We start from the raw sequence: 21299 nt of genomic DNA, 5'->3' as shown, positions 1-21299 counted from the left end.
ACGGCCACGGACCTATAACGATCAATACCCCCTAGGGTGGCGCCCCTCGGCGCCGTCGCGATCAGTTGCAACGATGCGTGCAAGTATTTCGCATCGATGTCAGTATCTTGCGGCCGTCTGTCGGGCGGGTTACGGTTCCCGTCGACCCTGGAGCCGCCGCCAACCTCCGGAGTCCCGCCGTCACCCCGCCGCGCCCCCTCTGGAGCAGTCATGGCCGCACGCCGGCTGGCCGCCGCACTCCTGCCACCCCTCCTCGCGCTCGGCGCCGCCGTCGCCCTCGCGCACACCGCCGCCGCCGACGAGACCACGGTCTCCGTCGACACCCTCCGCACCGGCTGGGACCAGAACGAGCCCGCACTCGGGCCGTCCGCCGTCTCCGCCGCCGACTTCGGGCAGCTCTTCGCCACCGACCTCAACGGGCAGATCTACGCCCAGCCGATCGTGGCGCAGGGCACGCTCATCGCCGCCACCGAGAACAACTGGATCTACGGGCTCAACCCGCAGACCGGGGCCATCGTCTGGTCCCGCAGCGTCGGGCCGGCCTGGCCCGCCTCGGCCATCGGCTGCGGCGACCTGGTGCCGAACATCGGCGTCACCAGCACGCCGGTCTACGACCCGGCGACGCAGTCGGTGTTCTTCACCGCCAAGGTCAACGACGGGTCCGACACCAGCCACCCGCACTTCTACATGCACTCGATCAACCCCACCACCGGGGCCGAGCGCAGCGGCTGGCCGGTCACCATCCAGGGCTCGCCGACCAACGACCCGGCCAACACCTTCAACCCGAAGACCGCGGCCCAGCGCCCCGGCCTGCTGCTGCTCGACGGCGTCGTCTACGCCGGGTTCGCCAGCCACTGCGACTACGGCCCGTACGTCGGCTACATCGCCGGCGTCAAGACCACCACCCCCGCCATGTCGACCCTGTGGTCCACCGAGGCCGGCCGCTCGACCGGCATGGGCGGCATCTGGCAGTCCGGCGGCGGCCTGGTCTCCGACGGCTCCGGCCGGATCATCGTGGCCACGGGCAACGGCGTGTCGCCCGCGCCCGGCCCCGGTACCAACCCGCCCGCGACGCTGGCCGAGTCGGTGATCCGCCTGCAGGTCAACGGGGACGGCTCGCTGTCGGCCAAGGACTTCTTCAGCCCGGCCAACAACGGCAAGCTCGATCAGGACGACACCGACTTCGGCTCGGGCGGCCCGGTCGCGCTGCCCGCCCAGTTCGGCACCGCCGCCCACCCGCACCTGCTCGTGCAGACCGGCAAGGACGGCCGGGTCTACCTGCTGGACCGCGACAACCTCGGCGGCATGGGCCAGGGCCCGGGCGGCTCGGACGGGTCGCTGGTTGCGCCGGCCGGCCCGTACAACGGCGTCTGGGGCCACCCCGCGGTCTGGGGCGGCGACGGGGGCTACGTCTACCAGGTCGAGAACCAGGGCTTCCTGCGCGCCTTCAAGTACGGCGTCAACGGCAACGGCCTGCCCACGCTCACGTCCGCGGCCACCAGCCCGTCCACCTTCGGCTACACGTCCGGCTCGCCCGTGGTGACCTCCAGCGGTACCACGTCGGGCTCGGCGATCGTCTGGGCGGTGTACAGCGACGGCTCCACCGGCGCGAACGGCCAGCTGCGCGCGTATGACGCACTGCCCACCGGCAACCAGCTCCACCTGCGCTACTCGGCGCCCATCGGCACCGCCACCAAGTTCGTGGTGCCCGCCACCGACAACGGCCGCGTCTACGTCGGCAACCGCGACGGGCGGATCTTCGGCTTCGGCCGGCCCACCACCGCCGCGCTGAACGCCCCGCCGACCGACTTCGGCAACGTCGCGGTCGGCGCCACCGCCAACGCGACCGTCACCGTCACGGCCACCCGCGCGGTGCGCATCACCGCGATCTCGGCCGCCGCACCGTTCGGCGCGACCCCGCCTGCGCTGCCGGTCAGCCTCAACACGGGGCAGACACTGGCGGTACCGGTGCGATTCACGCCGACCGCGGCGGGCGGCGCCGCCGGCAGCCTGACGTTCACCACCGACGCCGGGACCGTCGCGCTCGACCTGCACGGCACCGGCACCCAGCCCGGCCTCGGGGCGACGCCGTCGGCGCTGGTCTTCGGCACGGTGCCGACCGGGGCGAGCAAGACCCTCGGCGTCAGCATCACCAACACCGGCACGAGCGCGGTGACCATCACCGGCTCGACCGCTCCGGCCGCGCCCTTCACCGCGACCGGCTTCCCGGCCAACGGCAGCACGCTCGCGGCCGGCGCCTCCGTGTCGGTCACCGTGAAGTACGCCCCGACCGTGGCCGGCAACCAGACCGGATCGCTGAGCATCGCCAGCAGCGCCGGCTCGGTCACCGTGCCGCTCAGCGGGACCGCCGTCACCGGCGCCGCCCACCTGAGCATCACGCCCAACCCGGTGGCGTTCGGCTCGGTCCCGGTCGGCACCACCGCCACCCAGACCTTCGACATCGCCAACACCGGCAACATCACGCTGACCATCACCAAGGCCGCCCCGCCGGTCGGTGCGTTCAACACCTCGACGCCGATCTCCGAGGGCCAGCAGCTCTCGCCCGGCGACGTCATCCACCAGACCGTCACCTTCACCCCGACTGCGCAGGGCGCCCAGTCGGCGGTCTACTCCATCACCGGCGACGACGGCCAGGGCGCCGTCCTGGTGCAGCTGACCGGCACCGGCGTGCCCCCGACCAGCACCACCAACCTGGCCGCCGGCCGGCCCGCCACCGCCCAGTCGACGCAGGGCGGCTACCCGGCGAGCAACGTCACCGACGCCGACGCGAACTCGTACTGGGAGAGCGCCAACAACGCCTTCCCGCAGTGGATCCAGGTCGACCTGGGCGCCCAGGCCACCGTGGGCAAGGTGACCCTTCGCCTGCCGCCGCCGACCGCCTGGGCCGCCCGCCGGCAGACCATGTCGGTGCTGTCCAGCGTGGACGGATCCGCCTGGTCGACGGTCGTGGGCTCGGCCGACTACATGTTCGACCCGGCCACCGGCAACACCGTGAGCATCGCGTTCCCGTCGGTGACCGCCCGCTACGTCCGGCTGAACATCACCGGCAACACCGGATGGCCCGCGGGGCAGCTGTCCTCCTTCGAGGTGTACGGCACGAGCGGCGGCACGGCCACCCTGGCGCTGAGCCCGTCGCGCCTCGACTTCGAGAACACCGACGTCAACACCAACAGTGACTGGCAGACCGTGACCGTCACCAACACCGGCACGGCCCCGGCGACCGTCCAGTCCATCACCGCCACGGGCGACTTCACGGTCACCACCACGTGCGGCAGCAGCATCGCGCCGGGGGCGAACTGCACGGCCACGGTCACGTTCCACCCGAGCGCGGCGGGTTCGCGCAGCGGTTCGCTGGTGGTGCGCAGTACCGCGACCAACGCCGAGGCGACGGTGGTCCTGTCCGGCACCGGCGTCGCGGCCGCGGGGACCAACCTGGCCCTGCACCGGACCACGACCCAGTCGTCCAACACGCAGAACTACGGGTCTGGCAACGTTGTCGACGGCGACACGGGCACGTACTGGGAGAGCGCCAACAACGCCTTCCCGCAGTGGGTCCAGGTCGACCTCGGCAGCACCCAGACCGTCGGCCGCGTGGTGCTGCGGCTGCCGCCGCTCACGGCCTGGGCGACCCGGACCCAGACGGTGACCGTCACCGACGCCACCACGGGCGCGGTGCTCGTCGCCTCGCGGCAGTGCACCTTCGACCCGGCCTCCGGCAACGCCGTCACCCTGACGTTCGCCGCGACCGGGGTGCGCAACCTGCGGGTCACGTTCACCGCGAACACCGGGTGGCCGGCCGGGCAGCTGTCGGAGCTGGAGGTGTACTCGGCCTGAGGTCGCTGCGGTCCGCCCTCATCCGGCTCCGGGTGAGGGCGGACCATCCTCGGGCGCGGGAGCCTGGGACGGTGCGTCGCTCGATGATCGCGCCCGTCGCCCGGGCGCTTCGCGCCTCCTCCGTCCGGCCGCGCGCCGGGCGCCGCCCGATGATCGCGCCACCCCGCCGGGCGCTACGTGTCGCGTCCGGGGTGCTCGTCCCGGTCCTCGCCGCCGGGCTGCTCGGCGGCTGCACGCCGACGCCGGCCAAGGCCAGCGGGAAGCAGCTGCCGGGCATCGACCCGACCGACTTCCACCACGCGGGGGCCGACCCGTCCGGCGGGGCCGACGGGTACGTCCACGTCTCGACGATCGCCAAGCACTTGGAGATCCCGTGGGGGCTGGGCTTCCTGCCGGACGGCAGCGCCCTGGTCACCGAGCGCGCCACGCTGCGCATCCTGCACGTCACCCCCGAGGGGCAGATCACCCCGCTGGCCCGGGTCACGGAGGCAACCGCCGACAACGAGGGCGGGCTGCTGGGGCTCGCGGTCTCCCCGCAGTACAAGACGGACCGGACGGTCTTCGTGTACTACACCACGAAGGACGACAACCGCGTCGCCCGCCTGCGCCTGGACGGCCGCTCCCGCCCGCAGCCGATCCTCACCGGCATCCCGAAGGGCGGCATCCACGACGGCGGCCGGCTCGCCTTCGGCCCCGACGGCTACCTCTACGCGAGCACCGGCGAGGCCTCCCGCACCGAGGCCGCGCAGGACCTGCACAACCTCGGCGGCAAGATCCTGCGCATGACCACCGACGGCAAGCCGCCGCCCGGCAACCCGTTCCCGCACTCGCTCGTGTGGTCCTACGGCCACCGCAACCCGGAGGGCATGGCCTGGGACGCGAACGGCACCATGTACGAGTCCGAGATCGGCCAGGCGGTCTGGGACGAGCTCAACATCATCCGCCCGGGCGGGGACTACGGCTGGCCGATCGTCGAGGGGATCGGGCACAACCCGAAGTACATCGACCCGATCGTGGCCTGGCACCCGGAGGTCGGCGTCAGCTCCGGCGTGGCGGTGGTCGGCGAGACGGCCGTCGTGACGTGCCTGCGGGGCCAGCGCATCTATCTGGTACCGCTGGGAAAGACGAGGGCACCGTCACCCGAGCCGTCCTTCGACGTCACGGCCAGCGTCCGGTGGCGCCAGGGCGTCGGCGTGAGCGGCCGCCCGGTCGAGGCGCTGTTCGAGAAGTACGGCCGGCTGCGCACCGCCCTGGCCGCCCCCGACGGCAGCGTCTGGATCACCACGTCGAACCGCGACGGCCGCCGGCCCGGCGGCCCGACCGCGGACGACGACCGCATCTTGCGCCTGACCCTCGGCCCCGTCTGACCCGCCGGTGGTTAGGCTTCGCGCATGTTCACGGAGCTGCCGAGCTGGCTGCTGACCCAGACGGCCGCCCACGCACACCGCCTGGTCGCCGAGGGTCTGGGGGCGGCGGGCGCGCGAGGCTACCACTTCCGCGCCCTGACCGCCCTGGACCGCGAGGGCCCCGCCAGCCAGGCCGACCTGGGCCGGCGCAGCGGCATCCACCTGAGCGACCTGGTGGCGACCCTGAACGAGCTGTCCGAGGGCGGCTACGTCGAGCGCACCCCGGACCCGTCCGACCGGCGGCGCAACGTCATCACCATCACCCCGCCGGGCCGTCGCCACCTGCGCCGCCTGGAGAAGCAGCTGGCCCGCGTCCAGGACGACCTGCTCGCCCCGCTGAGCCCGGACGAGCGCGCCCAGCTGACCACCCTGCTCACCAGGCTGCTGACCCATCACGGCGCCCACAACTAGGCAGCGCGCCACCGGGGCTGCTTCTCCCCGGCCTTGAGGGTGCACCGCATGAGCGTCCCCGCCGAGGTGTACCCCAACGCCCCCTCCGGCGAGCAGAACGCCCCGGGATGCACGTTCCCGACCGGCCCGGCCGGCGGCGTCGTCTTCACCACCGGCGGCTTCGTGGTCGTCTTCACCGGCGCGGGCTTCGTCGTCGTGTTCCCCGGCGCGGGCTTGGTCGTCGTGGTGTTTCCCGGCGCCGGCACCGCGGGCGCCGTGGTCGGCACGTCCGCGGCGGGGCTCGGCGAGGGCGACGACGACGGCGACGGGCTCGGCGACGCACTCGGCGAGCCGTCGGCGCTGCTGCTCGGCAGCGCGCCGACGGCGGTGTTCGGCTTGGCCGGCGCCTGCGGGGTGCAGGCGGCGAGCGCGGCGACGGCGAGGAGCGCGGCAATCCAGCGGCGGGCGAGCATTCCTGCATCTTGATCGACTGGAACCCGGAATGGTTCGCCGTCTCGGCCGCTCCGCAACGGCGACCAGCGCCTCGTGCCTGACCGATTGCGCAAGTGCCTCAGGCCAGGCGGTAGACGGTGGAGTTGCGCCGCTCGAAGCCCAGGCGCTCGTAGAGCCGGTTGGCCGCCTCGCGGGAGGGGCGGGACGTCAGGTCCACCGTGCGGGCCCCGGCCGCGCGGGCGACGCGGATCGCCTCCTCGGTCAGGGCGGCGCCGACGCCGCGGCCGCGGGCGGACTCGTCGACCACCACGTCCTCGATCCAGGCGCGCAGGCCCGTCGGGATCGGGAAGGTCACCAGGGTCAGGGTGCCCTGGATCGTGCCGTCCACGCGGGCCAGCAGCAGGTGGGTGCCGGGCCACGCGACCAGCGCCTGCAGGGCGGCGGGGTCCAGCGGCGTGGCCGAGCGGGAGAGCTGGGGCAGCAGGCGGGCGAAGGCGGCCACCAGCTCATCGTCGACGTCGCGGGCGAGGAAGATCTCGACGGTCATTCGGCCGACTCTAACCGCAGGCGCTACTCCTGCAGGGTGCCGGCCAGCAGGCCGCGCATGAAGAAGCGGCCCAGCAGGACGTAGATGGCCAGGGTCGGCAGGCTCACCAGCAGGGCGCCGGCCATGGCCTGGCCGAAGGGGACGGACTGGCCGCCGGCCACGTTGTTCAGGGCGATGGTCACCGGCCAGGAGTCGCGGCTGGTCATCATCGCGCCGAACATGAAGTCGTTCCAGGACGAGGTGAACTGCCAGATCACCGCGACCGCGAAGGCCGGCTTGGACAGCGGTACCGCCAGGTCCACCCAGGTCCGCAGCACGCCCGCGCCGTCGAGGCGGGCCGACTCCAGCAACGGGTCGGGCAGCGAGATGAAGTGGTTGCGGAAGATCAGGGTGGTGATCGGCAGACCGTAGATGATGTGGATGAGCATCAGGCCGAGCAGGCCCCCGGTGGCGTCTCCCGCGCCGCGCAGGCCGACGGCGGTCATGGTCTGCGAGACCGGGATGATGACCGCCTGGTACGGCACGAAGATCCCGAACAGGATCAGCGGGAAGACGACGTTGGACAGCGGGAAGCGGAACTTCGACAGCACGAACCCGTTGGCGCAGCCCAGCAGGGCCGAGATGAGGCTGGCCGGGATGGACAGGGCCAGGGAGTTGCGGAAGCCCGACGACAGCTTGGGCAGCACGGCACCGAAGTTGGCGAAGGAGAAGCTGGTCGGCAGCTCCCAGATGCGCGTGACGCTCACGTCGGCCGGGTTCTTGAAGCTGGTGACCACGAGCACGTAGACCGGCATGAGGAAGAACGCGGCCAGGGCCCACAGCACGACGTAGCGGGCCACGGTGCGGGCGCGGCTGGGACGCTGCCAGCGAGGGGTCTCGGCGACGGGGGGCGGCGGCAGCGGCGGCGAGGCCATGTTCTGCCGGGGCACGACGGCGGTTGCGCGGACCATGGGATTACCGCCGTTCCGTACGCAGGCTGTACCAGACGTAGGGGCCGACCGTGAGGGCCACCCCGAGGAGCAGGACCGTGGCGATGGTGGCGCCGCGGTCGTAGAAGCCGCCGTCGAAGGTGGTGAACCACATGTAGAGCGACGGCGTGTCGATGCGCAGGTTGCCCTGGTCGAGGGCGTAGAGCAGGTCGAACGTCTTGAGCGAGATGTGCACCATGATGAGCAGCGCGCTGAAGGTCACCGGGCGCAGGGCGGGGCGCACGACGTACCAGAAGATCTGCCGCTCGCTGGCCCCGTCCATGCGGGCCGACTCGCGCAGGGTCTCGTTGACGCCGCGCATGCCGGCCAGGAACAGCGCCATCACGTAGCCGGACAGGGCCCAGCCGGCCGGCAGCGCGACCGCGGCGATCGCCCACATCGAGTCGGACTTGTGCCAGTCGCTGCGCAGGAAGCCCAGCCCGACCTCGGACAGGAGCTTGTTGATGCCGGCGGTGTCGGCGCCTTCGCCGTTGTCCAGCAGCCAGCGCCACACGATCGCGGTGGCGATGAACGAGATGGCCATCGGGAAGAGGTACACGCCGCGCAGGAAGCCCTCGCCGCGCACGCCCCGGTCCAGCAGCATCGCCATGAAGAAGCCCAGCAGCAGGGCCCCGGCGACGAAGACGACGGTGAAGACGACCAGGTTGCGCACGTCGGCGCGGAAGCGCTCGTCGCGCAGCAGCGCCGTGTAGTTGTCGAGGCCCACGAAGTGGTACTTCGGGGAGAGCCCACGCCAGTTGGTGAACGACACCCGCACGTTCCAGCCCAGGAAGCCGTACACGAAGATGCCGATGAGGATCAGCGACGGGGAGACCAGCACCAGGCCCGGCAGCCACCGGGGGCCGCGCTGCTTGCGCGGCCTGCGCTGCTTGGGCACGTAGGTCGGGCGGGCCGGCTCGGAGGAGTGCCGCGCGACGTGCGATGCGGGGCCGTGCTGGTCGATCGCGCTCACTGCGTCTCCCGGAACTGCCGCTCGACGGTCTGGGCGAACTTGCCCTCGTCGCCGTGCTGGACGAACAGGCCAAGCGCCGAGTCGATCTCCGCGTTGTACGCGTTGTTCGCCACCACGCCGTGGGTCAGCGAGCCGACGATGCGGGTCTTGGGGTCGCGCCACTGCTGCAGCGCCCACTCGAGGTAGCCCTTGTAGAGGGCGGCGTCGGTGTCGGTGCGGGCCGGAATGGAGCCCTTCAGCGGGTTGAACAGGTTCTGCCCCTCGGTCGAGCCGCACTCGACCAGCCACTTGCGGGCCAGGTCGGGCCGGCGGGCGCCGGTGGGCAGGGTGAAGGAGTCGGAGAGGAAGTCGTACACCCCGTTGCTGCCCGGCGAGGCGACCACGTCGTAGTCGGCGTGGAACTGCAGCTTCTTGGAGCCTTCGAGGTACGACGACGACCAGTCGCCCATCACGGCGTACACGGCCGACCCGGAGAACACCTTGTCCAGCTGCGGCTGCCAGTCCCCGGCGGCGGACTTCACGTCGGACTCGGCGAGCACCTTGGCGTACATGTCCAGCGCGCCGGCGACGTCCGGGGCGAGCCAGCTCATGCCGCCGGCGAAGAGGTTCTCGTACTTGTCCGGGCCGAGCTCCCCGAGCAGTACCGTCTCCAGCAGGTGCTTCTGGGTCCACTCCGGCCCGACGGCGAGCGGGATCTTGCCCTTCGCCTTGATGGCCTCGGCCTGCTGCAGGAACTCCGCCCAGGTCTTCGGCGGCGCGGCGATCCCCAGCTCCCTGAGGGCCTTGGGGTTGTACCACAGCAGGTTGGCCCGGTGGATGTTCACCGGCACCGCATAGATCTTGTTCTCGATGGTGAGGTTGTCGACCAGGCCCTTGGGGAACACCTTCGTCCAGCCCTGCTGCCGGTACAGGTCGCTCAGGTCCTGGACCTTGCCCGAGCGCACGTCGTCGAGCAGCTCCAGGCCGGCGTGGCGCTGGTAGGAGTCGGGCGGGTCGTTGGCCAGCAGCCGGCTGGCCAGGATCGCCTTGGCGTTGGAGCCGGCGCCCCCGGAGACGGCCGCGTTGACGAACCGCACGCCCGGGTTGGCCGTCTCGAAGGACTTGGCCATCGCGGCCAGTCCCTCCTCCTCACCCGGCCCGGTCCACCAGGAGTACACCTCGAGCTGGTCGTCGCTCGCGCCCCGCACGGCGAACATCGACAGGGTGGCGAGCAGCGATACGGCCAGGATCGCCACGATGGCCAAGCGGCCCTTCCACACGCCAAATCCTCCAGGAGTCCACGCGGCGGCGCTGGGATCTGCATTCAGGACGCGGCGCGGCGATTCCATGTGGCGGGGCGGCGCACGTATGTCGTCCTGGGACCGTATTGCGCGCACATACCGGTTGGTGATTGAACCTTAGGTCGCTACGTAGCGTCGATCGGGCACTTACATCCGACGAATGGATGAACTTCCATCACGGCGTAATGGAAGCGTCGCTCGCGGTGATGTCTGACGATTCGACAGGTCACGCGCGCGGGAGACCCTGCAGGACGCCCTACGGCGACGCACCGGATGGCGTAAGGCTGTTCACATTCCGGTGTGAGGTTGGTTACTGTGGCCCACGGTGCAACATCCAGCCGACACCTCGGAGGCGAAGGTGCCGTACGAGCGTTCACCGGTCCCCGGCGGCGGGGCAGTCACCCTCCTGCACGCCCCCGCCAGCCCCGTTGCAGTCCAGTTCGACGGCGAGATCGACGCTTCCTGGGCCGCCCAGGCGCAGCGCCGGCTCGTCGAGGCCCTCCTGCACCACCGCCCCGACCCGATCGTGATCGACCTGCGTGGCGCCACCCGGCTCGACCCGCGGGTGGTCGGCGCGATCCTGGCCACCATCGACTCCGCCGGCGACCTGGACGTCCCCGTCCAGGTGCTGATGGGCGCGGCCGATCCCTCCGGGGGGCTGCTCAGGCCCGCCGGCGGGCTACCCGCGCAGCGGTAGCCAGGAGAGCATGGGGGCGAGCACGCCGAGGAGCGGCTCGCCCCAGACGCGCAGGGTCTGCTCCCAGGGGTGGCCCGCGGTACCCATGGAGAAGTCCTCGGTGCCGACGATGTAGTGGTCGCCGTTGGGCACCACCAGCCGGTCCAGCGGCTCGGTGCTCCGGTGCGGCCAGAACCGGAAGGACGCGTGCTCCCAGTCGAGCACCAGCAGCGGCCGCTCGGGCGGCAGCAGCCGCACGAACGCCAGCTGCGCCAGGTCGTTGACGGCCCGCTCCGCGGAGTTGAACTCGGCCTGCACCTTCGCGGTGAAGAAGCCGCTCAGATCGAAGGTGACCGACGGCTCCGGGTCGGCCGGCACGCGTGACCACAGCTCTTCGTAGGTGTCGAACGGAAGCTCTTCCCACGCCGCCACGCGGCCCAGGATATTGGCGCCGGGGCCGGTTCTGCTAACAATGTCCGCATGAATCGACTCGGGTGGGCGTTGAGCGCGGCGGGGGCGGCCCTGGTGGTGTGCGGCGGGCTGCCGTTCGCGGTGACCTTCCCGCAGCGGTCGAGCTTCCTGGCCGACCAGGAGCCGAAGGCCTGCGGGCTGGTGGCCCGCTCGTCGCCCTTCGGGCAGGTCAACAGCTGCATCGACCTCGGCCGGCGCACCCCGCCGCTGCCGGGGGACGGGCACGTCTTCCTGCTGCTGGAGACGGCCGGCGGCACCGCCGTGGTCCGGGTCGACTACCGGGGCACCGACGAGAAGACCTTCACCGCCACCGCGGTCGAGGTGCCGCCGGCGGAGTCGCCCGGCATCTCCCACGAGACCAGCGAGCGGATGAAGACCGGCATCGACGGCCGTGGCGGCCTCAAGACGCAGCCGTGGAAGGTGTACCCCTACCCCAACTAGGGGGTACGGCCAGCCCTACCTCCCAGACACCGGTCCGCGGGCGTGTGGCGGACCGGTCGCGCACGGTTCGATCGACGCATGACCGAACACGTCGTCGAGCTCGACCGTGTCGCCAAGCGGTTCGGCGCCGTCACCGCGCTGGACGCGGTGACGCTGGGCTTCGCCCGGGGCACGTTCACCGCCGTGATGGGGCCGTCCGGCTCCGGCAAGTCCACGCTGCTGCAGGTCGCGGCCGGCCTGGACCGCCCGACCGAGGGGACCGTGCGGCTGGCCGGCACCGACCTCGGCCCGCTGAGCGAGACCCGGCTGACCGTGCTGCGCCGGGACCGGATCGGCTTCGTCTTCCAGGCCTTCAACCTGCTGTCCTCGCTCACCGCCGAGCAGAACGTGGCCCTGCCGCTGCGGCTGGCCGGCCGGCGACCCGCCCGCCGCGAGGTGCGGGCCGTGCTCGCCGCCGTCGGGCTGGCCGACCGGGCCCGGCACCGCCCCGCGGAGCTCTCCGGCGGCCAGCAGCAGCGGGTCGCCATCGCCCGGGCCGTCATCACCAGGCCCGACGTGCTCTTCGCCGACGAGCCGACCGGGGCGCTCGACTCGCACACCGGCCGGGAGGTGCTCGGCCTGCTGCGCTCCATGGTGGACGGCCAGGGCCAGACCGTCGTGATGGTCACCCACGACCCGGTCGCCGCCGCGCACGCGGACCGGGTGGTGTTCCTGGCCGACGGGCGGGTCGCCGGGGAGATGGCCGCGCCGACCCCGCAGGCCGTGGCCGAGCGCATGACCGGCCTGGAGACGACGGGCGCCGGCCGATGATGACGGGCATCGCGCTGCAGACGGTCCGCGCGCGCTGGGCCTCGTTCGCCGGGGTCTTCATCGCCGTCGGGCTCGGCGTGGCGCTGCTGGCCACGACCGGGCTCACCCTCGCCTCCAGCGTCGGGCGGGAGCGGCACCCGGCCTGGTACGACCGCGCCGACGTGGTGGTGGCCGGGAACAACAGCATCACGGTGGTGGTCAGACCCGGGACCGAAGAGGAGTACACCAGCACCACCACGACCAACCGCAGCCGCGCGCTGCCCGCCGACCTCCCCGCGCGGCTGCCCGGCGCCGTCGTCGACCGCTGGCTGCCCGGCGGCGCCCACCCCTGGTCCGCCGCCGCCCTGCACGACCTGCCCGGCGCCGGGCCGGCCCGCGACGACGAGGCCGTGGTGTCCGGCCCGGGCGCGCGCACCGGCGACCGCGTCGACGTCGCCGGCCGGACCTTCACCGTGACCGGCACGGTCGGCGGGCCGCCCGCCGTGTACCTCACCGACAAGGCCGCCGAGGAGCTCAGCGGCGGGCGGATCGACGCGATCGCGGTGCGGGGCATGACCGCCGACCAGGTCCGCAAGGCCGTCGGCGACGGGCCGCGGGTGCTCACCGGCGACGCCCGGGCCGACGCCGAGCCGGACCAGGACGCCGACCTGCTCGCCGTGGCCGCCTCGATGATGGGCACCACGGCCGGCCTGGCCTCGTTCGTCGCCGTCTTCGTGGTGGCGAGCACCTTCGCCTTCGCCGTCGCCCAGCGCCGGCGGGAGCTCGCGCTGCTGCGAGCGGCCGGGGCCACCCCGCGCCAGGTGCGCCGGCTGGTGCTCGGCGAGGCCCTCGTCGTCGGGGTGATCGCCGGGCTGGCCGGCTGCGGGGTGGGCCTGCTCGCCGCCCCGCCCTTCGCGCACGGGCTGGCCCGGGCCGGCTTCGCCCCGCGCGACTTCACCGCCGGCTTCGTGCTCTGGCCGCTGCTGGCCGCGTTCGGCGCGGGGCTGCTCGTGGCGCTGTCCGGCGCGGCCGTCGCGGCGCACCGGGCCGGGCGGGTCCGCCCGATCGAGGCGCTGCGCGACGCCACCGCCGACCGGCGGGTGATGACCGCCGGCCGGTTCGTCTTCGGCCTGCTGTTCCTCGGCGGCGCGCTCACGCTCGTGCTGACGCTGTCCGGCGGGGTCGAGGTGATCGCGCTGGTGCTGCTGGAGGCCCAGCTGGCCATCACCGGGGTGGCGCTCTTCGCCCCGCTGCTCGCCCCCGGCACGGCCTGGCTGCTCGGCCGGCTGCTGCCCGGCGTGACCGCCGCCCTGGCCCGCGACGGGGCCCGCACCTCCGTGCGGCGCACCGCCTCGACCGTGGCCCCGATCCTGGTGACCGCGGGCATCGCGGCCAGCACCCTGGCCGGCTCGGCGACGCTGTGGGGCGCCCAGGAGCGGGCCGGCGCCGACCGGCTCACCGCGAGCGGGGTGCTGGTGGCGCCCGCGTCGGTGCCGCCCGGTGGGGTGCCGGTGGCCCGCTCGGTGGTGTACGTGAACCAGTCCGACTACGCCGAGCCGTTCGACGCCGTGTTCGCCGGCCCGGGCCTGTCCCGCGTCATGAAGGTGCCCGTCGAGCCGGCCGACGGCACCGTCGTCGCCGGGCACGGCCTGGCCGCCTCGATGGGCTGGCACCCCGGCGGCACCGCGGACTTCTGGCTCGACGACTCCACGCCGGTGCACCTGACGGTGGCGGGCGTCCTCGCACCGTCGGCCGACCTCGACGACGCCGTCCTGCTGCCCTGGTCGCTCGGGCCCGGCCGCCCCGACGCGGTCTACCTGCCGGGCCCCGCCACCGGGATCGCCGGTCAGGTGCTGACCCCGCGGCAGTACTTCGCGAGCCTGGAGGCCGAGCAGCGGCGGATGAACGACCTCGCGTTGCTGGCGGTGCTGGGGATGGCCATGGTGTACACGATGATCGGCATCGCCAACACGCTCGTCATGGCGACCGCGGACCGGTCGCGGGACCTGGCCGTGCTCCGGCTGGCCGGCGCCACGCCGCGCCGGGTGCTGGCCATGGTGGGGCTGGAGGCGCTGCTGTGCGCCGCGGCGGGGACGGCGCTGGCCTGGCTGGTGGCGGGCGGCATGCTGCTGGGCATGGTCCCGCGCCTGCACGACCAGGGCGTCGCCGCGATCATCGTCGTGCCCTGGGACCGCGTCCTCGGCGTGGCGGGGGCCTGCGCGGTGGTCGCGCTCCTGGCCGCGCTGATCCCGGCGGCCGTCGCCCTGCGCACCCCGGCCGCCCGGATGGCGGCCGTGCGGGAGTGAACGGCGGCGCATCCCGGCCGCCCGGATGGCGGCCGTGCGGGAGTGAACGGCGGCGCATTCCGGCCGCCCGGATGGCGGCCGTGCGGGAGTGAACGGCGGCGCATCCCGGCCGCCCGGATGGCGGCCGTGCGGGAGTGAACGCGCGGAAAGGGTAAAGACGCACGGTTCGCGGCCGATCGAGAGCTTGTGCTGCTGCGGGCGTACCTCGCCGTGGGCGTGGCGCTGAGCGTCGGCTACTTCCTGACGCCCGACTCACCCCTGCGCACCCTGCTGTTGATCGCGATCGCCGCGTCGTCGGTCGGGGCCGTGCTGCTCGGCGTGGCCGTGCACCGGCCGGCCCGGACCCTGCCGTGGCTGCTCCTCGCGGCCGGGGTGGCCTGCTACGCGACCGGCGACGGGGTGTTCTACTGGCCCCAGCTCGTCGAGGGCCGGCCGCCACCCGGCCCGGGGCTGGCCGACGTGCTCTACCTGGTGATGTACCCCTGCCTGGCCATAGCCCTGGTCATCGTGGTGCGCCGGCAGAACCCCGGCGGCGACCGGGCCGCGCTCATCGACGGCACCATCGTCACCGTCGGCGCCGCGCTGCTGACGTGGGTGTTCCTCATCGAGCCGTACCTGAGCCAGCCCGGCATCTCCGGCGTCCAGCGCGTCATCGCGGTCGGCTACCCCCTCGGCGACGTGCTGGTGCTGGCCGTCATGGCCCGGATCGGCGGCGGCCGCAGCGCCCGCGCCGCGCCGCTGCGCATCCTCTTCGCCGGCTTCGCCTGCCTGCTCGCCGCCGACGCCGCCTTCACCTGGCAGTCGCTGCGCGGCACCTTCCACGCCGGCAGCTGGCCCGACCTCCTCTGGATCGGCTTCTACCTCGGCATCGGCGGCGCCGCGCTGCACCCGGGCATGCGCCTGGTCGACGAGCGGCTCCCGCCGGCCGCGCCCCGGCTGTCCAGCGGCCGGGTGGCCGTGCTGCTGGCCGTGGCCGCGCTGCTCATCCCGGTCGTGATCACCGTCAAGGCGGCCGCCTCGGCCGAGCTGGCGGTCTTCCTCACCGCCTCGTGCGTGCTGTTCGTGCTGGTCCTGGTCCGCCTGGCCGACGTGGTCGAGGTGCTGCGCGAGGTGCAGCGGCAGCGGGCCGAGGGCCGGTTCCAGCGCCTCACCGAGCAGGTCACCGACCTGCTGTCGATCTGCCGGCGCGACGGCGTCGTGCAGTACGTGACGCCCTCGGTGGAGTCGCTGCTCGGCGTGCCACCGGCGGCCGTGCTCGGCCGGCCGCTCACCGACCTGGTCCACCCCGACGACCGGGACGGGGTCGCCGTCCTGCTCGACACCCGCGACGAGGCCGGTCTGGTCGGGCCGGTGGAGTGCCGGCTGCGGCGGGCCGACGGCAGGTACGTGATCACCGAGACCGTGGGCCGGGCCGTCGACGACGCCGACGAGAGCGGCTACCTCTTCACTACCCGGGACATCACGGAACGCAAGGCGCTCGAGGAGCAGCTGACCCACCGCGCGTTCCACGACGAGCTGACCGGCCTGGCCAACCGCGCCCTGCTGGCCGACCGGATTCACCACGCGCTGGAGCGGCGCGGCACGCCGTACCGCCACATCGCCCTGCTCATCGTCGACCTCGACGACTTCAAGACGGTCAACGACTCCCTCGGCCGGGTCGCCGGCGACGCCCTGCTCCGGACCACCGCCGACCGGCTGCGCTCCTGCCTGCGCTCCGCGGACACCGCCGCCCGCCTCGGCGGCGACGAGTTCGCGATGCTGCTGGAGCAGCTCGACGACGCCGCCGAGGCGGCCCGCATCGCCGAGCGGGTGCTCGCGACCGTGCGCCGGCCGCTGACCGTCGAGGGCCGGGAGATCCAGCCGCGGGCCAGCGTCGGCATCGCGCTGCCCGACCCGGACCGCCTGCCGGACGCCGACGAGCTGCTGCGCAACGCCGACGTGGCCATGCACATGGCCAAGCGTCAGGGCCGCAACCGCTACGCCTACTTCGCCCCCAGCATGCACGCCGGCCTGATGGAGAAGCTCGACCTGGCCGAGGACCTGCGCGGCGCCATCGAGCGGCACGAGCTGCTCGCGCACTACCAGCCCTTCGTCGACCTGCGCGACGGCGCGATCGTCGGCGCCGAGGCGCTGGTCCGCTGGCCGCACCCGGAGAAGGGGCTCATCCCGCCGGACCGGTTCATCGGGCTGGCCGAGGAGACCGGCCTGATCCTGCCGCTGGGCTACGAGGTGCTCGGCGCCGCCTGCCGGGCCGCCGCCGGCTGGCCGGGGGAGCAGCGCATCAGCGTGAACCTCTCCCCGCGCCAGGTGCAGGACCCGGCCGTCACGCTGTACGTCCAGCAGACCCTCCTGCACAGCGGCCTGCCGCCGCACCGGCTGACCCTGGAGATCACCGAGTCGCTGCTCAGCGAGGACGCCGAGGTCGCCGCGAACCGCCTCGCCGAGCTCAAGGCGCTGGGCGTACGGCTGGCGGTCGACGACTTCGGCACGGGCTACTCGTCGCTGTCGCGCCTGCACGCCTTCCCGATCGACATCCTGAAGATCCCCAAGCCGTTCGTCGACGGGGTGGCCGGCGGCCAGGAGCACTCGGCCCTGGCCCGGGCCATCCTCGACCTGGCGCAGGCGCTGGGCCTGCAGGTGGTGGCCGAGGGCATCGAGGACGCCGCCCAGGCGCGCGAACTGCGCCGCCTGGGCTGCCCGATCGGCCAGGGCTTCCACTTCTCCCGGCCGGTGCCGGAGGCCGCCTTCGCGACCCTGCTGGCCAAGGGCTCCTTCGCCCTGGTCTAGGACTTCGTGCAGGCCACGGCGGGAGTGCCGCCGGTGCCGGAGCCGATGAAGCCGTAGCTGACCGTCGCGCCGGCCGCCAGGGTGCCGTTCCAGGCGACGTTGGAGGCGGTGACCGCGGCCCCGGACTGGGTGAGCGTCGCGTTCCAGGACTGCGTGACCTGCTCCCCGTTCGCGAACGTGAACCGGGTCGTCCAGCCGGTGATGGCCGTCGTGGCCTTTACGGTGACCTCCGCCTGGAAGCCGCCCTGCCACTGGTTCGTCACCTTGTACGTGGCGGTGCAGGCCGACGTGCCGGTGCTGGCGCTCGGTGATGCCGAGGCCGAGGCCGATGGCGTGGCCGATGCGGAGGCCGATGTGGAGGCTGAGGGGCTGGTCGGCACCTTGTTCAGGACCGCCGCCAGGGGCGGGTACCAGCGGTCGGCCATCTTGCGGTTGCCGTTGTCGTTCGGGTGCACCCCGTCGCCCGTGTCCGCGGCCGTGTCGAAGCCGGTCCACTGGTCGACCACCACGACGGGGGAGGCCGCCGTGGTGTGCGCCGCCGCCCAGCCCGGGATCGCGGCGTTGAGCGCCACCACCCGCTGCGCGCACTCGGGGCACGAGGACGGGTTCATCGGGATGATCTGGGCGACGAGCAGGCGCATGGCCGGGTTGCTGGCGCGCATCTGGTCGAGCAGCTTGGAGTACGCGGCCAGGATCGTGTCGACCGAGCGGTTGCTCCACACGTCGTTGGTGCCGAAGTGCATGAGCACCACGTCCGGGTGGGTGGCCGCGAGCCAGCCGGGGAGCTGGTTCTGGTCGGCGACCGCGGTGACGAGGGCGCCGCCGTGGCCCTCGCCGTCGCCGTCGTACGGCACCGAGCAGCCCTGCGGGGGCTGGGTGCCGACGAAGTCGATGTTGGTGTACCCACCGGACTGCAAGGCCTGCCACAGCAGCGCCCGCCAGCAGCCCGGCGAGCCGGTGATCGAGTCGCCGAGGGGCATGATCCGCACCGGGGCGGCCGCGGCCGCCCCGGGCAGGGCGAGCAGGACCGTGGCGGCGACGCAGGCCAGCACCGCCGAGATCGTCGACATCATCCGCAGGCGCATGCCCAGCAGTGCAGCAAGCGCTTCGACGATCGCTCAATGTCGATCAGTGTGGCACCCGCCGGACCAGGGCCCGGCGGGTGAACGTTTCACAGCGCCTGCAGCAGGGCGGCCAGGTCCGCGGGCCGGCTGAACATCGGCCAGTGCCCGGTGGGCAGCTCGTGCAGCCGGTACGCGCGGCGGTCCAGCCCGGCGACGAACGGGTGCCCGGCCGCGATCATCCCCTCGACCGCCGCCCTGGTGAACGTGTTGAGCACCAGCTCGGTCGGCGGCTGCTCGGGCGCGCGCAGCCGCAGCGGCTCGACGACGGTGGCCCACGGGTGCGGGGTGGCCCGCTCGCGGATCCAGGCCGACCGGCCCTCCAGGCCGGCGAAGAGCGCCGGGTCGTCGGCCGGGTCGAACGAGGGCGGCACGACGTCCTGCTCGTCGACCTTCGCGGAGAAGTCGGCCTGGCGGGTGCCGTCCGGGACGGGGCCGCTGTCGATGTACACCACGCGGGAGACCCGGCCGGGCAGCCGCTCGGCCGCGCCCCGCACCGGGAGCCCGCCGTAGCTGTGCCCGACCAGCGTCACCGCCGCCCGGTCGCCGGCCGCCGCGACCACGTCCTCGATGTGCGACTCGAGCGTCGCGGTGCCCGCCTCGGCCCGCCGCTCGGCCAGCCCGCCCAGCGTCACCGCGGTCACGTCGTGCCCGGCCGCGCGCAGCGGCTCCGCCACCGCGTCCCACGCCCAGCCGCCCAGCCACATGCCCGGCACCAGGATGAAGTTCGTCATGCCCCGAGGCTAGGATCGAATCAGGGCGAGATCCGTCCTGATTCAGCGCCCATCCGGAGTGGCCCGTGTCACAGTCGACGGGCAACGTGCTCGCCCTGCTCGAGGTGCTCCAGGCCCGGCCCGGGCTGACCGGCCCCCAGCTGGCCGAGCGGCTCGGCGTCGACCAGCGCACCGTGCGCCGCTACGCCGCCGCCCTGGCCGACCTCGGCCTGCCGGTGCGGGCCGGCCGCGGGCGCTACGGCGGCTACCGCCTCGCCCCCGGCTACCGCCTGCCGCCGCTGATGCTCGCCGACGACGAGGCCGTGGCCGTGGTGCTCGGCCTGCTCGCCGCCGAACGGCTGGGCCTCGGCGTCACCGCGCCCGCGCGCGAGACGGCGCTGGCCAAGATCGAGCGGGTGCTGCCCGACGCCCTGCGCGAGCGGGTCCGGGCGGTGCGCGCCACCCTGGGCTTCACCCAGCCGCCGAAGGAGCAGGTCGCGGTCGAGGCCCGGCACCTGCTGACCCTCGGCGAGGCGGCGCGGGACCGGCGGCGGGTGACGCTGTCGTACCGCTCGTGGCGCGGCGAGGAGACCGAGCGCGCCTTCGACCCCTACGGCCTCGTCTTCCACGCCGGCCGCTGGTACGCCACCGGCCTCGACCACCTCCGCGGCGAGCCCCGCACGCTGCGGCTGGACCGCATCGGGACCGTCGTGCTGGGGCAGGACCGGTTCGAGCCCCCGCCGGAGACCTTCGACCCGGTCGGGCACGTCGTGGCCGGGCTGGCCGCGGTGCCGTACCGCCACGAGGTCGAGGTCCTGCTGCGGGCCGGCGTAGACGAGGTCCGCCGCCGCATCCCGGCCACCATCGGCGCCGTCGAGCCGGCCGGGGACCGCGCCCGCCTGACCTGCCGGGCCGAGCACCTCGACGGCATGGCCCGGATGCTCGCCGGCCTGGGCTGGGAGTTCGAGATCGTCCGCCCGGACGCGCTGCGCGACGAGGTGGCCGCGCTGGCCCGCTACCTGAGCGGGGTGGCCGGCCGGTAGGACTCGCCGTGCGCGTCGGCGCAGTGCTGGTCGTCGGCCGCGACCGCCGCCGTGATGGCGGCGTGGTCGACCTGCAGCGTCGAGTGCGTGATGCGGTACTCCCGGCGCAACAACCCCTCGATCGCCGCCCGCACCCGGTGGCAGTCCCGCCCCTCGGCCACCAGCACGTGGGCCGACAGCGCCGGCTCCCCGGAGGTGATCTGCCATACGTGCAGGTCGTGCACCTCGACCACGTCCGGCACGCCGGCCAGCCGCGACCCCAGCGCCGGCGGGTCGATCCCGCTCGGCGCCGCCTCCAGGAAGATCCGCCCGGACGCCCGCACCAGCCCGAAACCGGCCCGCACCATGAGCGCCACCACCAGCAGCGTGGCGATCGCGTCGGCCCGGGTGAACCCGGTGACCACCATGACCAGCCCGGCCGCCGCCGTCGCGATGAACGCGAACAGGTCGTTGAGGACGTGCTGGAACGCCCCTTCGACGTTGAGGCTGCGCCGGTTCGCCTTGCTCATCGCCCACGCCGCCGCGAGGTTGACCCCGATGCCCGCGACCGCCGTGACCAGCACCGGCCACCCGACGACGGCCGGCGGTTCGATCAGCCGCCGCACCGCCTCGACGGCGAGCACCGCCCCGAGGATGAGCATGGTGATCCCGTTCGCCTGCGCGGAGAGGATCTCGGCCCGCTTCAGGCCGAAGGTGTACCCCCCTTTGGGCGGCCGCGCCGCGAGCCGCATGGCCACGAGCGCCAGCCCGATCGCCCCGGCGTCGGTGAGCATGTGCGCGGCGTCGGAGAGCAGCGCCAGCGAGCGGGCCAGCAGGCCGACGACCACCTCGCCGGCCATGAAGGCGCCGATCAGCCCGAGCGCGAGGCTCAGCCAGCGCCGGTCGGCATCGCGCTGCACCCCGTGGTGGTGCCCGTGCTCCCCGTGCTCGTGCCCCGCGTGCTCGTCGTGGTCGTGCTCATGGTCGTGCGGGAGGCTCCGGTGCTCGTCGTGGTGGTCGCTCACGCTTCAAGACTCTCCCACGCGCACCGGGCCATGGGGTGGTGGTGCCGGTTTTCGACAAGGGGCGGGCGCCGGCCCG

Annotated in this window: 18 protein-coding genes; 10 read left to right on the top strand and 8 right to left on the bottom strand. The window is 73.5% G+C overall.

Going from position 1 to position 21299, the window contains the following annotated elements; genetic code table 11:
• Nucleotides 1–210 precede the first annotated feature (210 nt).
• The 4 genes from ABD352_RS09130 to ABD352_RS09115 all read left to right on the top strand — a co-directional run bounded on the left by ABD352_RS09130 (nucleotide 211) and on the right by ABD352_RS09115 (nucleotide 6137).
• Nucleotides 211–3855, top strand: a complete 3645-nt coding sequence (locus ABD352_RS09130) for a choice-of-anchor D domain-containing protein (protein WP_344611807.1) — start codon at nucleotides 211–213, stop codon at nucleotides 3853–3855.
• Nucleotides 3856–4004: 149 nt separating this feature from the next.
• Nucleotides 4005–5222: a PQQ-dependent sugar dehydrogenase gene (locus ABD352_RS09125; RefSeq protein ID WP_425553508.1), complete on the top strand. Its 1218-nt coding sequence runs from the start codon at nucleotides 4005–4007 to the stop codon at nucleotides 5220–5222.
• A gap of 24 nt (nucleotides 5223–5246) precedes the next feature.
• Nucleotides 5247–5672 (top strand): MarR family winged helix-turn-helix transcriptional regulator, encoded by a 426-nt coding sequence (locus ABD352_RS09120; protein ID WP_344611805.1) that lies wholly within the window; start codon nucleotides 5247–5249, stop codon nucleotides 5670–5672.
• Between the two features lie 48 nt (nucleotides 5673–5720).
• Nucleotides 5721–6137, top strand: a complete 417-nt coding sequence (locus ABD352_RS09115) for a hypothetical protein (RefSeq protein ID WP_344611804.1) — start codon at nucleotides 5721–5723, stop codon at nucleotides 6135–6137.
• An 85-nt stretch (nucleotides 6138–6222) separates the two neighbouring features.
• Here the strand turns inward: ABD352_RS09115 and ABD352_RS09110 are convergent, their stop codons facing one another.
• From ABD352_RS09110 to ABD352_RS09095, 4 genes are read right to left on the bottom strand one after another with little or no spacing between them, the layout of a single operon-like run.
• Complete coding sequence (locus ABD352_RS09110; protein ID WP_344611803.1) at nucleotides 6223–6651, bottom strand: GNAT family N-acetyltransferase; 429 nt, start codon at nucleotides 6649–6651, stop codon at nucleotides 6223–6225.
• Between the two features lie 23 nt (nucleotides 6652–6674).
• Entirely contained in the window at nucleotides 6675–7601 is a 927-nt protein-coding gene (locus ABD352_RS09105) for a carbohydrate ABC transporter permease (protein WP_344611802.1), read from the bottom strand.
• A gap of 4 nt (nucleotides 7602–7605) precedes the next feature.
• Entirely contained in the window at nucleotides 7606–8592 is a 987-nt protein-coding gene (locus tag ABD352_RS09100; protein WP_344611801.1) for a carbohydrate ABC transporter permease, read from the bottom strand.
• Complete coding sequence (locus ABD352_RS09095) at nucleotides 8589–9851, bottom strand: ABC transporter substrate-binding protein (protein ID WP_344611800.1); 1263 nt, start codon at nucleotides 9849–9851, stop codon at nucleotides 8589–8591. The genes ABD352_RS09100 and ABD352_RS09095 overlap by 4 nt, the downstream gene beginning before the upstream one ends.
• 346 nt (nucleotides 9852–10197) lie before the next feature.
• On the opposite strand from ABD352_RS09095, the gene ABD352_RS09090 reads away from it, so the two are divergent.
• Entirely contained in the window at nucleotides 10198–10569 is a 372-nt protein-coding gene (locus ABD352_RS09090) for an STAS domain-containing protein (RefSeq protein WP_344611799.1), read from the top strand.
• Here ABD352_RS09090 and ABD352_RS09085 read toward each other — a convergent pair.
• A complete protein-coding gene (locus tag ABD352_RS09085; RefSeq protein WP_344611798.1) occupies nucleotides 10552–10980 on the bottom strand; it encodes a DUF2716 domain-containing protein in 429 nt (142 codons plus the stop codon). The genes ABD352_RS09090 and ABD352_RS09085 overlap by 18 nt on opposite strands.
• Nucleotides 10981–11028: 48 nt before the next feature.
• Between ABD352_RS09085 and ABD352_RS09080 the strand changes: the two genes are divergently transcribed.
• The 4 genes from ABD352_RS09080 (at nucleotide 11029) to ABD352_RS09065 (ending at nucleotide 17342) form a co-directional block, all read left to right on the top strand.
• Complete coding sequence (locus ABD352_RS09080; protein ID WP_344611797.1) at nucleotides 11029–11460, top strand: hypothetical protein; 432 nt, start codon at nucleotides 11029–11031, stop codon at nucleotides 11458–11460.
• 78 nt (nucleotides 11461–11538) lie between these two features.
• Complete coding sequence (locus ABD352_RS09075) at nucleotides 11539–12270, top strand: ABC transporter ATP-binding protein (protein WP_344611796.1); 732 nt, start codon at nucleotides 11539–11541, stop codon at nucleotides 12268–12270.
• Nucleotides 12267–14555, top strand: coding sequence for an ABC transporter permease (locus ABD352_RS09070; protein WP_344611795.1), 2289 nt, complete (start codon nucleotides 12267–12269; stop codon nucleotides 14553–14555). The genes ABD352_RS09075 and ABD352_RS09070 overlap by 4 nt, the downstream gene beginning before the upstream one ends.
• Nucleotides 14556–14741: 186 nt before the next feature.
• Nucleotides 14742–17342: a putative bifunctional diguanylate cyclase/phosphodiesterase gene (locus ABD352_RS09065; RefSeq protein ID WP_344611794.1), complete on the top strand. Its 2601-nt coding sequence runs from the start codon at nucleotides 14742–14744 to the stop codon at nucleotides 17340–17342.
• Here the strand turns inward: ABD352_RS09065 and ABD352_RS09060 are convergent.
• Together ABD352_RS09060 and ABD352_RS09055 are read right to left on the bottom strand one after the other, a co-directional pair.
• On the bottom strand, nucleotides 17339–18427 hold the full coding sequence (locus ABD352_RS09060; RefSeq protein ID WP_344611793.1) for a cellulose binding domain-containing protein: 1089 nt from the start codon (nucleotides 18425–18427) through the stop codon (nucleotides 17339–17341). The genes ABD352_RS09065 and ABD352_RS09060 overlap by 4 nt on opposite strands.
• Before the next feature lie 86 nt (nucleotides 18428–18513).
• Nucleotides 18514–19197, bottom strand: coding sequence for an alpha/beta fold hydrolase (locus tag ABD352_RS09055; protein WP_344611792.1), 684 nt, complete (start codon nucleotides 19195–19197; stop codon nucleotides 18514–18516).
• Between the two features lie 65 nt (nucleotides 19198–19262).
• Between ABD352_RS09055 and ABD352_RS09050 the strand changes: the two genes are divergently transcribed.
• Nucleotides 19263–20219 (top strand): helix-turn-helix transcriptional regulator, encoded by a 957-nt coding sequence (locus tag ABD352_RS09050; protein WP_344611791.1) that lies wholly within the window; start codon nucleotides 19263–19265, stop codon nucleotides 20217–20219.
• Here ABD352_RS09050 and ABD352_RS09045 read toward each other — a convergent pair.
• Entirely contained in the window at nucleotides 20192–21223 is a 1032-nt protein-coding gene (locus ABD352_RS09045) for a cation diffusion facilitator family transporter (protein ID WP_344611790.1), read from the bottom strand. The genes ABD352_RS09050 and ABD352_RS09045 overlap by 28 nt on opposite strands.
• Between the last annotated feature and the right edge of the window lie 76 nt (nucleotides 21224–21299).

Source organism: Dactylosporangium salmoneum, assembly GCF_039532525.1.
In the GTDB taxonomy this organism is placed as follows: Bacteria; Actinomycetota; Actinomycetes; order Mycobacteriales; family Micromonosporaceae; genus Dactylosporangium; species Dactylosporangium salmoneum.
This window is presented reverse-complemented; position numbering and strand designations above follow the sequence as displayed.

Excerpts from the sequence above, each read along its gene's own strand:
- ABD352_RS09125 (WP_425553508.1), top strand. The coding sequence starts at position 4,005 with ATGATCGCGCCACCCCGCCGGGCGCTACGTGTCGCGTCCGGGGTGCTC.
- ABD352_RS09060 (WP_344611793.1), bottom strand. The coding sequence starts at position 18,427 with ATGCGCCTGCGGATGATGTCGACGATCTCGGCGGTGCTGGCCTGCGTC.
- ABD352_RS09120 (WP_344611805.1), top strand. The coding sequence starts at position 5,247 with ATGTTCACGGAGCTGCCGAGCTGGCTGCTGACCCAGACGGCCGCCCAC.
- ABD352_RS09070 (WP_344611795.1), top strand. The coding sequence starts at position 12,267 with ATGATGACGGGCATCGCGCTGCAGACGGTCCGCGCGCGCTGGGCCTCG.
- ABD352_RS09080 (WP_344611797.1), top strand. The coding sequence starts at position 11,029 with ATGAATCGACTCGGGTGGGCGTTGAGCGCGGCGGGGGCGGCCCTGGTG.
- ABD352_RS09055 (WP_344611792.1), bottom strand. The coding sequence starts at position 19,197 with ATGACGAACTTCATCCTGGTGCCGGGCATGTGGCTGGGCGGCTGGGCG.
- ABD352_RS09110 (WP_344611803.1), bottom strand. The coding sequence starts at position 6,651 with ATGACCGTCGAGATCTTCCTCGCCCGCGACGTCGACGATGAGCTGGTG.
- ABD352_RS09075 (WP_344611796.1), top strand. The coding sequence starts at position 11,539 with ATGACCGAACACGTCGTCGAGCTCGACCGTGTCGCCAAGCGGTTCGGC.
- ABD352_RS09130 (WP_344611807.1), top strand. The coding sequence starts at position 211 with ATGGCCGCACGCCGGCTGGCCGCCGCACTCCTGCCACCCCTCCTCGCG.
- ABD352_RS09105 (WP_344611802.1), bottom strand. The coding sequence starts at position 7,601 with ATGGTCCGCGCAACCGCCGTCGTGCCCCGGCAGAACATGGCCTCGCCG.
- ABD352_RS09115 (WP_344611804.1), top strand. The coding sequence starts at position 5,721 with ATGAGCGTCCCCGCCGAGGTGTACCCCAACGCCCCCTCCGGCGAGCAG.